The sequence below is a fragment of the Planctomycetota bacterium genome (genome assembly GCA_016872555.1).
In the GTDB taxonomy this organism is placed as follows: Bacteria; Planctomycetota; Planctomycetia; order Pirellulales; family UBA1268; genus F1-20-MAGs016.
Genome location: VGZO01000013.1, coordinates 52,280 through 66,090, shown reverse-complemented (window position 1 = coordinate 66,090; position 13,811 = coordinate 52,280). Strand labels below are relative to the sequence as shown.

Annotated in this window: 10 protein-coding genes and 1 pseudogene; 5 read left to right on the top strand and 6 right to left on the bottom strand. The window is 72.8% G+C overall.

The window, feature by feature from the left end:
* The first annotated feature begins 1 nt into the window (after position 1).
* The 4 genes from FJ309_06540 to FJ309_06525 are packed head-to-tail and all read left to right on the top strand — an operon-like array spanning position 2 to position 5,482.
* A complete protein-coding gene (locus tag FJ309_06540; GenBank protein MBM3954255.1) occupies positions 2 to 1,093 on the top strand; it encodes a tetratricopeptide repeat protein in 1,092 nt (363 codons plus the stop codon).
* Positions 1,039 to 2,790 carry a CRTAC1 family protein gene (locus FJ309_06535; GenBank protein MBM3954254.1) on the top strand — a complete coding sequence of 584 codons (1,752 nt, stop codon included), beginning with the start codon at positions 1,039 to 1,041 and terminating at the stop codon, positions 2,788 to 2,790. Before FJ309_06540 ends, FJ309_06535 begins: the two co-directional genes overlap by 55 nt.
* 2 nt (positions 2,791 to 2,792) lie before the next feature.
* Positions 2,793 to 3,767 carry a tetratricopeptide repeat protein gene (locus FJ309_06530; protein ID MBM3954253.1) on the top strand — a complete coding sequence of 325 codons (975 nt, stop codon included), beginning with the start codon at positions 2,793 to 2,795 and terminating at the stop codon, positions 3,765 to 3,767.
* Entirely contained in the window at positions 3,764 to 5,482 is a 1,719-nt protein-coding gene (locus FJ309_06525; protein MBM3954252.1) for a CRTAC1 family protein, read from the top strand. Before FJ309_06530 ends, FJ309_06525 begins: the two co-directional genes overlap by 4 nt.
* 25 nt (positions 5,483 to 5,507) lie before the next feature.
* On the opposite strand, the gene FJ309_06520 is transcribed toward FJ309_06525, so the two are convergent.
* The 4 genes from FJ309_06520 to FJ309_06505 form a co-directional block, all read right to left on the bottom strand.
* Positions 5,508 to 6,395, bottom strand: coding sequence for a hypothetical protein (locus FJ309_06520; GenBank protein MBM3954251.1), 888 nt, complete (start codon positions 6,393 to 6,395; stop codon positions 5,508 to 5,510).
* Between the two features lie 87 nt (positions 6,396 to 6,482).
* Positions 6,483 to 8,288 (bottom strand): N-acetylgalactosamine 6-sulfate sulfatase, encoded by a 1,806-nt coding sequence (locus FJ309_06515; GenBank protein MBM3954250.1) that lies wholly within the window; start codon positions 8,286 to 8,288, stop codon positions 6,483 to 6,485.
* A 32-nt stretch (positions 8,289 to 8,320) separates the two neighbouring features.
* Positions 8,321 to 9,187, bottom strand: coding sequence for an alpha/beta hydrolase (locus FJ309_06510; GenBank protein MBM3954249.1), 867 nt, complete (start codon positions 9,185 to 9,187; stop codon positions 8,321 to 8,323).
* A gap of 36 nt (positions 9,188 to 9,223) precedes the next feature.
* Positions 9,224 to 10,450, bottom strand: coding sequence for a Gfo/Idh/MocA family oxidoreductase (locus FJ309_06505; protein ID MBM3954248.1), 1,227 nt, complete (start codon positions 10,448 to 10,450; stop codon positions 9,224 to 9,226).
* Here FJ309_06505 and FJ309_06500 point away from each other — a divergent pair.
* Positions 10,449 to 11,471 carry a cation transporter gene (locus FJ309_06500; protein ID MBM3954247.1) on the top strand — a complete coding sequence of 341 codons (1,023 nt, stop codon included), beginning with the start codon at positions 10,449 to 10,451 and terminating at the stop codon, positions 11,469 to 11,471. The two genes, FJ309_06505 and FJ309_06500, sit on opposite strands and share 2 nt — an antisense overlap.
* A 15-nt stretch (positions 11,472 to 11,486) precedes the next feature.
* Here the strand turns inward: FJ309_06500 and FJ309_06495 are convergent.
* A pseudogene (locus FJ309_06495) lies at positions 11,487 to 12,920 on the bottom strand (SDR family oxidoreductase).
* Positions 12,921 to 12,924: 4 nt separating this feature from the next.
* Positions 12,925 to 13,779: a hypothetical protein gene (locus tag FJ309_06490; protein ID MBM3954246.1), complete on the bottom strand. Its 855-nt coding sequence runs from the start codon at positions 13,777 to 13,779 to the stop codon at positions 12,925 to 12,927.
* Positions 13,780 to 13,811 lie beyond the last annotated feature (32 nt).

Below are 13,811 nucleotides of genomic sequence, written 5' to 3'. Positions count from 1 at the left end.
CATGCAGCGCCAACGTTCTTCGTGCCCTGGCCGGCGCCCGTCGTCGGACCGGTCTGACGCGCCGTCCCGGTCGGCGTCGGCCCCGGCACGCCTCTCCAGCGCCGTGATCACCGGCGTGGCCGTGGGGATCGTGGGACTGTTCATCGTCGGCGAGCGCCTGTCGCGCCCGCGAACGGCCGGCCCGCCAGGCGCCGACACGCTGCCGGCGCGTCCCGGTCGGCCCGAGGCAGGCGCGGAAGCAGCTACCGCGACGGCCGCGATCGCCCCGGTGCGGCCCGACGAACGAGAGCTCGCCGGGGATGCCGACGCGCTGGCCGAATCGCTGGCCCGGGATTTTGCCGGCAACGGCCGGGCGCTTGCCGTCAGCGGCCGTGTGCTGCAGCTGTTCGTCGCCCCCGAGCGGGGGCGGGCCCGGTTCGAGCAGGCGACGGCGATCGCCGCCGACGAGCCGGAGGCCTGGCTCGGTCTGGCGGAGACGGCGTGGCACGGCGGCGATTACCCGCAGGCCGCCGCCGCCATGGCCCGGCTCGAGCGGGTCGCGCCGCGCCTGGCGATCGAGAAGGCGTTTCTGTGGGTCGACAGCCTCGTCAAATCGGGCGACGGCGTCGCGGCCTTGGAGATCCTCGGCCGGATCGCCGACACGGCAGGAGGCGAGGCCGCCCTGCCGGGCTGGGCCCAGGTGTTGCTCGGGCAGGCCCGGACGCAGGCGGGAGACCTTGCCGGGGCGGTGACGGCGTACGACCGCGCCGCCGCCGATCCGGCACAGCGGGTCGTCGCGGCCTACGGCCTGGCCCAGGCCTGGGCCAGGCTCGGCGACCCCGAGCGGGCCCGGCGGGCGCGGGAGACTTATGCCGCGCTCCAGCTGGAGAATCTGGCCGCGTTCGACAGTGCCCAGCAGGCGGAGACCACCACGCGGCTCGACGCCAAGTATCCGGTGCTGGCCGGCTACCACTGCGAGGCGGGCAGCCTCTACGCCCGCGCCGGGCGCTTCGACGAGGCCGCTGCCCATTGGCGCCGGGCCGCTGCCCTGGCGCCGGAATGGCCCGAGCCGCGACGGTTTCTCGAAGTCCTCGCCGCGCAGGAGGGACGATGAGGCGACACCTTCCGCCCGGCGCCCTCCAGGGCTGGTTGGTGGCGGGCCTCGTGCTGCCGCTGGCGGCGGCGGTTGCCGATGTCCCGATACGGCTGCGCGACGTGACGGCGGACACCGGGATCACGTTTCGCCACAGCGACGGCGGCGCCGGCCGGCACTACATGGCCGAGACGGTGGCATCGGGGCTGGCCTCGTTCGATTACGACGGCGATGGCGACGTCGATCTCTACCTCCTCTCCGGCGTGCCCCTCGAGGGGTCCCCCGCCGACCCGAACGCGGGCAGCCGGCTGTACCGCAACGCCGGCGGGTGGCGCTTCGAGGACGTGACCGCATCGTCATCGATCGCCCACCGGGCCTTCGCCCTCGGCGTCGCGGTCGGGGATTACGACGACGACGGCACCCCCGACCTGTTCACCAACGCCTTCGGTCCCTGCCTCCTGCACCGCAACAACGGCGACGGCACGTTCACGGAACTGGCCGCCACGGCCGGCGTCGGGCGCGGCGAGGCGCTGGGAGCGGGGGCCAACTTTCTCGACTACGACCGCGACGGCGTCCTCGACCTGTTCGTCGCCAACTACGTCGACTTCCGCTACGCCACCCACCGCACCGCCCGGCTCGGCGGCCGCGACGACTACGCCCGGCCGCGCGACTTCTCCCCGCTGCCCAATCGCCTGTATCACGGCCGCGGCGACGGCGGCTTCACCGACGTGTCGGGGCCCGCCGGCATCGCCGCCCATGCCGGTGCCGGGATGGGAACGATCTGTTTCGACCACGACGACGACGGCCTCACCGACATCTTCGTCTGCAACGACCAGCGGCTCGACTTCCTGTTCCGCAACCAAGGGGACGGCACGTTCGCCGAGGTCGCGCTGGCGGCCGGACTGGCGTGCAACGCGCTGGGCACGCCGACGGCGAGCATGGGGGTCGATGCCGGCGATCACGACAACGACGGCCGACTCGACCTCGTCGTCACCCCGTACTACGACGAACTGCCGGTCCTCCATCGCGGTCTCGGTTCCGGCCTGTTCGAGGACGTGGCCGCAAAGGCGGGGATCGGCGTCCGGGCGGTGGCGGCGATCAAGTGGGGGGTCGGCCTCGTCGATTTCGACAACGACGGGCTCAAGGACCTGTTCATCGGTTGCGGGCAGATCTACGAGCGCGAGCCGGGTGTCACGGAGCGCGAGGTGAGCTGGCCGCCGGTGCTGTTCCGCAATCTCGGCGGCGGGCGGTTCGCCAACGTCGGGGCGCTGGCCGGCGACGGTCTGGCGGGCAGGCATGTCGTCCGCGGCGTCGCCTTCGACGACTTCGACGACGACGGGTTGGTCGACGTGGTGATGCTCGTCCGCGACGGCGCCGCGGTGGTGCTCCGCAACGAGTCGCCGCCCGGCAACCACTGGCTCCGCGTCCGGCTCCGCGGCCGCGCTGGCAATCGCGACGCACTCGGAGCCCGCGTCCGGGTGGTCACCGGCGACCTCGTCCAGGTCGCGGAGATCCATTCAGGCCGCGGTTACCAGAGCCATTTCGGCTCCTGCCCCCACTTCGGCCTCGGGAGCCGGCCGCGCGTCGATCGGATCGAGGTCCGCTGGCCGGACGGAACCACCGCGGTCGTGGAGGACGTCGCCGCCGATCGCACGGTGACGATCGTCGAGGGGGCGGAGCGGTCCGCCACCGCACCGGCACCGTTCGGCGCGGGGTGAGCATGGGACGAAGGAGAGAGCGAGCGGCGCGGACGGCGGCTCCACCGTCGGGAGGCGTCAGGCCCCGGCGTTCGATCCTCGCAGCCGGCCTCGCCGTGGCCGTCGTCGCCACCGCGGTCGTGGCCTGGCGGGTGGTCGGCCTCGCCCGACGGACCCGGGCCATTTCCGCCCTCCGGCCGGTCGCCGCCGAGGTGCCGCCGGATCAGGAGGAACGGCGCGCGACGCTCGAGATCGCCGATCGGCTGCTCCACGACCTCCCGGCCGCTCCCGAAGCGCTCTACGCGCGCGGCCGGATCCTCCTCCGTCACGGATACGGTGACGAGGCGGTCGCCAGCCTGAGGGCGGCGCTGGCCGTCGAGCCGGAACTGGCTCCGGCCTACGAACTGCTCGGCATGGAGGCGATGTCGCGTGGCGACCATGCTGCCGCCGTGCCCCTCCTCGAGCGCGCCTGGCGGATCGATCCGGAATCGGAGGCCGCCGGCGTCATGCTCGGTGAGTCGCTCGCCAACCTCGGTCGATTGCCCGAGGCCGTCGCCGTGCTCGAGCGCGTCGTCGCCGCCCATCCGGCGGTGACCGCCGCCCACGTCCAGCTCGGGCAGGCGTGGAACTCCCTCCGGGAGCCGGCGCGGGCCAAGGCCGCGCACCTCGAAGCCCTGCGTCTCGATCCGGTCAGCGGGCCGGCCTGCTTCGGCGCCGCCCAGGCCTGCCAGCGGCTCGGCGAACACGACCTCGCCGAGCAGTACCGGCGCCGGCATCTCGAGATCGTGGCGGAGGATCGCGGGATCGGGCAGCGGCGGATCCGCGAGGGGCTCTCGGCCGGCGAACCGGCAGGCGCGCTGGCCGCCGCCGCCGACCTCGCTGCGAAGGTCTATTCCGCCAACGGCAGGATGACCGAAGCGGCCGATTTCCGTGCCCGCGCGGCCGCGGCCGCCGCCCGGGCGCCGCGGCCCGGGCCCGCCGGGGGGAATCGACGATGAACCGGCGCGGCATCCTCGGCCTGACGGCGGTGGCCGTGCTCGTGGTGGCGGGCTGCGCGCGGCGCGACGCCGCCCCGCGCCCGGGGGCCACCGGGTGCCCGATCCGGCTCGACGATGCCACCGCGTCGAGCAGGGTCGTGTTCGTCCATGCCGACGGCAGCGGCGGGCAACGCTACATCGTCGAGTCGATGGCCTCGGGGGCGGCGACGCTCGACTACGACGGTGACGGACTGTTCGACCTGTATCTGTTGTCGGGCGTCCCGCTCGAGGGAACGCCGCCGGTCGACCCGGCACCACGGAGCCGCCTGTTCCGCAACCTCGGTGGTTTCCGGTTCGCCGACGTCACCGACGCGGCGGGAATCGGCGACCCCGGCTACGGGCTCGGTGTCGCCGCCGGCGACATCGACGACGACGGTCATCCCGATCTCGTGATTTCGACGTTCGGCCCGAAGGTCGTCTACCACAACAACGGCGACGGCACGTTCCGCGACGACACCGCGCGCTCGGGGATCGACGACGGGAGCCGGGTCGGCGGCGGCGTGTCGCTCCTCGACGCCGATGCCGACGGCGACCTCGACGTGTACTTCGCCAACTACGTCGATTTCACCTGCGCGACGCACGTCCCGGAGTTCTCCGACGGATTCCCCGTCTACACCAGCCCCAAGGCCTACGACCCGCTGCCCCATGCCCTGTTCCGCAACGACGGCGACGGCCGGTTCACCGACGTCTCGATCGCTTCCGGCATCGCCGCCACTCCGGGGCCCGGGATGGGGACGATCACGGGCGACGTCGACGACGACGGCGACACCGACGTGTTCGTGATGAACGACGGGTTCGGCAACTTCTGCTGGCTCAACGACGGCCACGGCCGGTTCACGGAGGGGGCGCTGGCGGTGGGGCTCAAGTTCAACGGTGACGGCGCCCCGGTGGCGAGCATGGGGGTCGACGCCGCCGACGTCGACGGCGACGGGAGGATCGACTTCTTCGAGACGACCTACCAGGGGGAGCGGCCCGTGCTGTTCCGCAACCTCGGTGGCGGCGACTTCGAGGACGTCACTCGACTCACCGGGGTCGGCGAGGGGACGACGGCCAACGTCAAGTGGGGCTGCGGCTTCGCCGACTTCGACAACGACGCCCACCCCGACATCCTCTACGTCGAGGGGCACATCCAGGACAACGTCGCGCAGTTCGACCGCACGACCTCCTACGAGGGGCGCGCCGTCGTCCTCCGCAACCGCGGCGACGGCCGCTTCACGCGGCTGCCGGCGACCTGCGGGAGCGGCCTGTCTGTCCCGGTCGTCGGCCGCGGGACGGTCCTCGACGATCTCGACGGCGACGGACTGGTCGACGCCGTGATCACCAGTTCGCGCCGCTCGGCCGTCGTCCTCCGCAACGCCTCGCCGGCGGAGAACGGCCACGTCGCCGTCCTCCTCCGCGGCACGACGGGCAACCGCGACGCCGTCGGAGCCCGCGTCACGGTCACCGCGGCGGGGCGGTCGCAGGTCGCCGAGGTGGTCTGCGGCCGCGGCTACCAGGGGCACTTCGGCACGCGGCTGTCGTTCGGGATCGGCGCCGCCGACGGCGTCGAGCGGATCGTCGTCCGATGGCCTGGCGGGGAAACGACGGTGATCGACGACCCGCCCCACGGGTGCTCGCTGGTCATCCGCGAGACCGGCCAGTGGTTCGTCGCGGCGCCGGTGCGCCACGCCAAGTGAGTGACAAGGGGCCGGGCCGTCCGCCTCACGACCCGGCGGGACCGCGGGGGGCGGGGAGGAGGGGCGCGGCCTTGCCGTCGGCATCGACCTCGAACACGTTCCGCGCTTTCGGATCGGCGACGAGGATCCGGTCGCCGCGAATCGCGAGACCGACCGGGCCGGCCAGCGGCGCGCCGGAGAGCCACGTGCTCACGCTCCCGTCGGGGGCCACCTTCCACACCGCCACCGCGTAGTTGTCGCTGACGTAGGCCGTGCCGTCGGCGGTGACGACGACGTCGTGGGGAAACTGGAACGCCCGCGACTTGACCACCGGTTCGACCGTGGCATCGGCCGTGATCCGCACCAGCGGCGCGTCGCCCGAGGCGGCCACCGCCCAGAGCCGGTCTTGGGCGTCGACGAACAGGCCGCGCGGCGCCGCCAGCACGGCCAATTCCGTCGGCTCGGTCGCGCCTGCCGCGACGCGCCACACGCGCTGGGTCTCGAGGTCGGAGACGAACAGCGTGCCGCGCGAATCGATGGCGATGTCGATCGGGATCCCGATCTTTCCGCCGGTGAGCGGCGTCGCCGTGCCGTCGGCGGCGATCCGGTGGACATCGCGCGTCGCCGGGTCGCCGGCCCAGACGGTGCCGTCGGGGGCGATGGCGACGGTGCGGACGGCATTGAGCGGCGTGCGGAACTTCTTCGATCCTTGGAACAACACCGTCGCCGTGCCGTCGGCGATCCGCCACAACCCGGGGAGCACGCGGTCGGCGCAGAGGAGCGCTCCATCGGCCGCCGGCGCGACGGCCAGGGGATACTCCGGGGTGTCCGGGGAAACGTCGCCCTGCGCACGGGCCGGCAGCGAGCCGGGGGCGGCCGCGAGGAGCGTGGCGGACAGGGCGACCAAGCGGCAGCGCTGGATGACGGTCGGCATCGGCGAGAGCTCCCGCGGGGCGAAGGGCGACCGGCGCAGGGTACCGCGGGCCGCTCCGGCCCGCCAGTTGGCCACGGGTCCGCGCGGTCAGGGGACGGGACGGAGGACAAGGCGGCGGACGTCGGCGACGGTGGCTCCCGGCACGGCCGGGGCGTCGAGGCGGAGCGTCTGCGGGCCCGCGGCCAAGTCGATCGTCCCGAGCGGGAGCGTTCGGAACGGCTTCTCGAAGCTTTCCGCATCGCGCCCGACGCGGTCGTCGCCGCGGTTGGCGGGGGGATCCCAGCCGGGTGTGACCGTCGCCGTGACGGACCGTGCCGCCAGGTCCGCGCCGTCGGGCAGCGCCGTGAGGCGCACCGTCGCCCCGGCATCGGCCGGCGGGCAGGTGTACCAGAGGTCCGCCTCGTAGCGCCCCGGTGTCACCACCTCCACCGTCCAGGTGATCGAATCGGCGGCGGTCGTCCACCGGGTGAAGTGGGAGGAGTTGGGGGCGCGGGCGCTGCGCACGACGCCGCCGTGCCCGATGCCGTCGCGGGCGGGAAGCTCCGTCCACGGCCAGGCGGGATGGCCGACGAAGAAGCGCTCGGGCAAGGGGCGCGGTTGGAGCGCGACGACGTCGCGGCGGAACGCCGCCACCAGCCCGCCGAGCCGGGCGGCCGTGTCGGGATCGGCGGCGGCGATGTCGCGCGACTGGCCGGGATCGACCTGCATGTCGTAGAGCCGCCCCTGGCCGTCGAGCCGGTGCCCGGCGGTGCGCACGCTCACCTTGCCCCCCCACACCGCGTACAGGGCCCGGCCCGCGAGCCGGGCGGCGAGATCGCCGCCGCCATCCCCGACCAGCAGCGGTGCCAGGTCGATGCCGTCGAGCGGTTGCGGAGGGGCGAGAGCGATCCCCGCCAGGCCGGCGAGCGTGGGCAACAGGTCGATCGCCCCGGCGAGGGCGTCGATCCTTGTGCCGGCGGCGATCCGCCTGGGATAGCGGAGGCAACAGACGCTGCGCACGCCCCCCTCGTCGACCGTCCCCTTGCGGCCGCGCAGGCCGCCGCTCCACCGCGCGCCGTTGGCGCCGTTGTCGGAGAAGAAGACCACGATCGTGTCGTCGGCGATCGCATGGCGCTCGAGCGCCGCGAGCACCCGACCGACGTTGCGGTCCATGTTCTCGACCATCGCCAATGCCGCGCGGGTCGTCGGCAGGTCCTCGTCGTCGCCGTCGCTGCCGCGGAGCGGGAGCGGACGGTCGCGGAACCGCTCCCAGTCGGCGTCGGGCACGTCGAAGGGGGAATGGGGGGTGTTGAAGGCGACGTGGCAGAAGAACGGGCGGTCGGGAGCGGTCTCCCGGCAGCGGTCGAGATAGGCCACCGTCCGCTCGGCGATCACGTCGGCGAGGTAGCCCGGGTGTTCGGCGAACTCGCCGTCGGCCTCGAGGAGCGGATCGAAGGCGTCGCCCCAGTGCCCCTCGGTGAAGCCGACGAAGGTTTCGAAGCCCCGTGCCCGGGGATGGTGGGGGCCCTGCGTGCCGAGGTGCCACTTGCCGAAGCAGGCGGTGGCGTAGCCGGCGTCGCGGAACACCTCGGCGATCGTCCGCACGCCGGGGTCGAGACGCTCCTGCCCCAGCGAGACCCCACGGACGCCGCCGCGGCAGTGCCAGCGGCCGGTGAGCAACTCGGCGCGCGACGGCGCACAGACCGGCTGTACGAAGAACCGCTCGAGCCGGGCGCCGTCGCGCGCCAGGCCGTCGATCACCGGCGTCGCGAGGTTGGTGTTGCCGGTGAACGAGAAGTCACCGGGGCCGGCATCGTCGGCGAGGATCACGATCACGTTGGGGGGGCGGGCGCCCATCGCCGGGACGGCGGACAGGAGCACGACGAGCCAGACGGCGGCCACACCAATCCCCATCGGAATCCCCTCGCACGTGCCGTCGGTCTCGCTCAGAAGCCATGGGTCTTCATCCAGTCGGCCAGCCGCGCCGGCCAGTCACCGGTGCCCGGAGCGCCGTCACGCGGCCGCATCCCGTAGCCGTGGCCCCCCTTCTCGTAGACGTGGAGTTCCGCCGGCACCTTCGCCGTCGTCAGGGCGCCATACAGCGCCAGCGCCCCGCGCACCGGCGAGGCGGTGTCGTCGGCCGTCTGCGCGATGAACATCGGCGCGGTGCCCTGGTCGATCGTCACACCGGGCCAGAGGCCGGGGCCGTCGTCGGCGACGACCCGCCAGGGATAGATGAGGATCGTCACGTCGGGCCGGGCGGAGGGTGCGCTGTCCGCCCCGGGGAAGCCGGCCTTCGTGGTCGCCGCGACCAGCGCCGTGTGGCCGCCGGCGGAGAATCCCATCAGGCCGATCCGGGCAGGATCGATCCGCAACTCGGCCGCGCGGCGGCGGACCTCGGAGACGGCACGCTGCGCGTCCATCACCGGTCCGACGTCCGAACCGGGGCCGCGGCCCGTCGGGACGCGGTACAGCAGCGTGAAGGCGACGATCCCCCGCTCGTTGAACCACCGGCAGATGTCCGTTCCCTCGTGCTCGTCGGCGAGGATCGAGTAACCACCCCCTGGGGCGACGATCACCGCCGGCCGTGGCGCGCCGTCGGCCGCCGGCGGCAGGCCGTGGACGACCAACCGTGGGACGGAGACGTTGGTGCGGCGCTGGATCCCGTCCTTGCCCTTCTCCACCGTCTCGGCCGGTTCACCGGCGACGCGCGGCTCCGGCACGCCGTCGGGCCAGAGGACGATCTCGTCGGGATCGGCCGCACGGGCGGTTACGGCGGTGATGACCACGAGCGCGGGCAGCAGGCAAAACATCGGCGGGTTCCTCGCGGGAGCGGCGAACGGGTGTCGTCAGGCGAGCGGGTTGCCACGGTCGGGCAGCGACTTCTCGAGCGGCCAGTCGATCCGCCTACCCGCCAAGGCCGACGCGTAGATCGCCGCGGTCATCTCGACCGTGGTCAGGCCGGCATACATCCCCGTGGTCGGCTCACGGTCGGACTGGATCGCGTCGACCAGATCGAGTGCCGCACGCCGTGCCCAGCCGGCGCGTTCCTTGGCGCGATCGGCATCCGCCGCGGGGGGCGGATCGTCGAGCCCCCCGGGGCCGATCGGACGCCAGGGAAACTCCTTGTCGACGCGCCACAACGGCGCCTCGCGCAGGTAGGCGTGGGGGATCTGGTCGGAGCGGACGTGGATCGCCCCCTTGGTGCCGACGAGCATCAGCCCGAACGGCGGCTGCTTGAGGCCGGCTTCGCGGACGCTGGAGAAGAAGCCGACCGGGCCGTCGCCGAGACCGAACGTCGCGTGGACCGCGTCGCCGGCGATCAGACCGAGCCCCTCCGGGCCGGTGATCGCGTCGGCTTTCGTGATCGGCCGTCCTCCCGTGGTGACCGACGCCTGGCACCAGATCGGACCGCCACCGATGTCGGCCATCATGTCGAGCATGTGCGACCCGAGGACCCACAAATCCTCGCCGCCACCGCGTTGGTCTTCCTTGCCGCGGGCGCGGATTTCCAGCAGGCGGCCGATCCGCCCCTCTTCGACGAGGTCGCGGACGACGCCGTAGGTCGGACCGTGCCGGTTGACGAACGCGAGGCCGAGCTTGGTGTCGGCGGTACGGCAGGCGGCGATCACCGCATCGGCATCGGCCGCGGTGGGGACGAAGGGCTTCTCCATGAAGATCCCGCGCGCCCCGCCCTTCGCCGCCGCGATCGCCATCTCGGCGTGGCAGTCGATGTGGCGCATGCAGAGGACGACGATCTCCGGCTTGACCGCGGCGAGCATCGCCCGCCAGTCGCGGTGGCCGGCGTCGGCGGGGAGCTTCAGACGCGCGACCGCCTTGGCCAACCCGTCGGCCGACTCGTCGGCGACGGCGACGAGCTTGGTGCCGGGAATGTCGGCCCACAGTTCGTCGATCGCGTGCCCGTAATCCCCCCGGCCGGTCCGGCCGATGACCGCCACCCGCATCGGTTCCATGTGCGCCTCCCGCAGGGATCGGCGATCCGTCGGTATGATCGGACGAAGCCCCCGGCCGCAGATGCTACCCGATGCCGAGGGCCGATCGGAATCGTTCCCCATGACGGCGACGCAGCCCCACGGCGGCACAACGGCGAAGGCCCGTGCGGACGACCACGGCCCCGCTGGCCATGGCCATCACGGTCACGACCATTGCGGCCACGGTCATCACGGCCACGGGCACCACCATCTCGGCGCACTGTCTTCGGGCGGACTTGACCGGGCCCTCGGCCTGGGCGTGGCGCTCAACACCCTGTTCGTGATCGTCGAGGTCGTGGCCGGACTGTGGGCTGGGTCGTTGGCGCTGGTCGCCGACGCCGGCCACAACGCCGGCGACGTCCTCGGCCTGCTCCTGGCGTGGGGGGCGAGCCATCTCGCCCGGCGCCCGCCGACACGGCGCTACACGTGGGGGTTCCGTCGTTCGACGATCTACGCGGCGCTCGCCAACGCGGTGCTGCTGCTGACGGCCTGCGGAGTGCTCCTCTGGGAGGCGTGGCGCCGGTTTTTCGAGCCCGCACCCGTGGCCGGGTGGACCGTCGCTCTGGTCGCCGCGGTCGGGGTCGCGATCAACACCCTCACCGCCGTGCTCCTGGCGCGTGGAGCCCGGGGCGACGCCAACGTCCGCGGGGCCTTTCTTCACATGGCCGCCGATGCCGCCGTGTCGGCAGGGGTGGTCGTCGCCGGCGCGTTGATCGCGCTCACCGGGCGATCGTGGATCGATCCGCTGGTGAGCATCCTCGTGACGGCGGCGGTGATGGTCGGCACCTGGGACCTGTTCCGCGAGAGCGTCGATCTGGCGCTCGACGCGGTGCCGCGCGGGCTCGAGCCGGAGGCACTCACCGACCTCCTCGCCGCCATTCCCGGCGTGGCGGAGGTCCACGACCTCCACGTCTGGAACGCGAGCACGTCGGAGATCTCGCTCACCGTCCACCTGGTGGTGCCCGAACCCGGCCGTCACGACACGGTGCTGCGCCGTGCGTCGGCCGATCTCCGCTCCCTGTTCGGGATCGCCCACACGACGATCCAGATCGAGTCGGAGGACACCGGCCGGGAGTGCGTCCAGCGCCCCGCCGAGACGCTGTGACCGGAGCGCGGGCCGTCAGCGCCGGCGCCTCGCCGCCCGGACGATCCCCGCGAGCATCTGCCTGAAGACGAGCTCGTGGAGCGGCCAGATCGCGTACCAGTAGGCGAGGCCGAACAGCCCCTTGGGATCGAAGACCGCGGTCTGGTGGATCGTCACGGCATCGTCCCGGGGCACGACCTCGAATTCCAACCAGCCGCGGCCGGGGAGCCGCATCTCGGCGGCCAGTCGCAGCCGCCGCGGCGGGTCGCAGACTTCGACTCGCCAGCAGTCGAGGGTGTCGCCGGAGGCAAGGTGATCGGGGTCGCGGCGCCCGCGCCCCATCCCGGGCCCGCTGAAGAGCCGGTCGATCCAGCCGCGCAACTGCCACAGCCAGTCGTGCGCGTACCAGCCGTGGACGCCGCCGATCCGTTCGATGGCAGCGAAGGCCCGCGCCGGAGGGACGGCCACCGTGGCGTGGCGGTGATCGACGAGACGCGTCCCCTCGGGGTGGCCGCCGTACCGGGCCGGAAGCTCGTCGACGTCGGCCGTCTCGGCCCAGCGCCGACCGGCGAACGAGCGGTCTTCGTCCTGGATCGCCTCGCGGACGGCGTCGGCCAGGCCGCGGGGCGACAGCGGCAGATCACGCATCGGCCCGGGATCGGTGACCACGGTGGGGTTCTTGAGGCCGTCGATCAATTTCCTGCCCACCTTGGCATAGCGCGGGGTGACGAGCTTGAGCCACAGGCTCGACAGCCGCGGTGTGAGCACCGGTACCGGAATCATCAGCCGGGTCAGGCCGCGTTCGCGGGCCTACGCCCGCATGATAGCGCCATACGACACCCTGTCCGGCCCGCCGATCTCGATGATCCGTGGTTGCCCCGGTGGCAGGTCGATGGCCGCCACCAACGCCGCGACGACGTCGGCGATCGCGATCGGCTGCGTCGGGGTCGCCAGCCACGCCGGGCAGATCATCACCGGGAGCCGCTCGACGAGCGTCCGCACCAGGTCGAACGAGAAACTGCCCGCCCCGATGATGATCGACGCCCGCAGCTCGACGACGTCAAGGCCGCTGGCGGCGAGGATCGCTCCAACCTCATGGCGGCTGCGGAGATGCGCCGAGAGCCGGTCGCCGTCGGCGCCGAGGCCCCCGAGGTAGACCAGCCGCCGCACGCCGGCCGCCCGGGCCGCGGCGGCGAAGTGCTCCGCCGCGAGCCGGTCGGCGCGCTCGAAATCGACGCCGCTCTCCATCGAGTGGACGAGCCAGTAGGCGAGGTCGATGCCGGCGCACGCCCGGTCGAGATCGGCGCGGTCGGTCGCGTCGCCGGCGACGATCTCGGTCGTCGGGGCAGTCCTGCCGGCGAGCCGCTCCGGCCGGCGCACGAGGCAGCGGACGGAGTGGCCGCGCGCCTGGAGGGCGTCGAGCAGGCAACCGCCGACGTATCCCGAGGCGCCCGTCAGCAGGATCCGCATGCGATCACGGTTCGTCGACCTCGAAGGCCCGGTCCATGAGGCGCGGATCGCCGGTCGTGAGGCCGTGGAGGAACCAGCGGGCGCGCTGCTCGCTCGTGCCGTGCGTGAACGCTTCCTGGACGACGTAACCCTGCGTCTTCGCCTGGATCCGGTCGTCGCCGATCGCCTGGGCGGCATTCACCGCCTCGTAGATGTCCTCCTCGTCGAGGATTCCCGCGTAGCGGGCGACGTGATGGGCCCAGACTCCGGCGAGGAAGTCGGCCTGCAGCTCCATCCGCACCGAGTACTTGTTGTATTCCGCCTGCGGCACCCTGCCCTGGAGGGACTGGACCTTGGCACTGATCCCGAGCTGGTTCTGGACGTGGTGTCCGATCTCGTGGGCGACCACGTAGGCCTGGGCGAAGTCACCCGGGGCACCGAAGCGGCGTTTGAGCTCGTCGTAGAACGCCAGGTCGATGTACACCTTCTTGTCGAGCGGGCAGTAGAAGGGGCCGGCGGCGGCGCTCGCCATGCCACAGGCGCTCTGGACGGCCTTCTCGAAGATCACGAGCGTGGGGGGCGAGTAGCGAGCGCCGAACGCTTTGGGAAACAACTGCCCCCACACGTCCTCGGTGTCGGCAAGGACGGTCTTGACGAACTTCGTCATCTCCTCGTCGGCCTTCTTCGCCGCCGGGCTCTTGGCGACGCGCGGCGGTCCGGCTTGGGGCGCGATCGCCGCGACCTGCCGCGGATCGGCACCGAAGAACAGCATCGTGAACATGATCAGCAGCGTGAGCAGGCTGCCGCCGACGAAAGCGGGCGCGGCCATGCTCCGGCGATCCTCGACGTTCTCGCTCTGACGACGACCTTCCCAGCGCATGGTCGGACGGACTCCTGGAGGGGGGCTGGGGG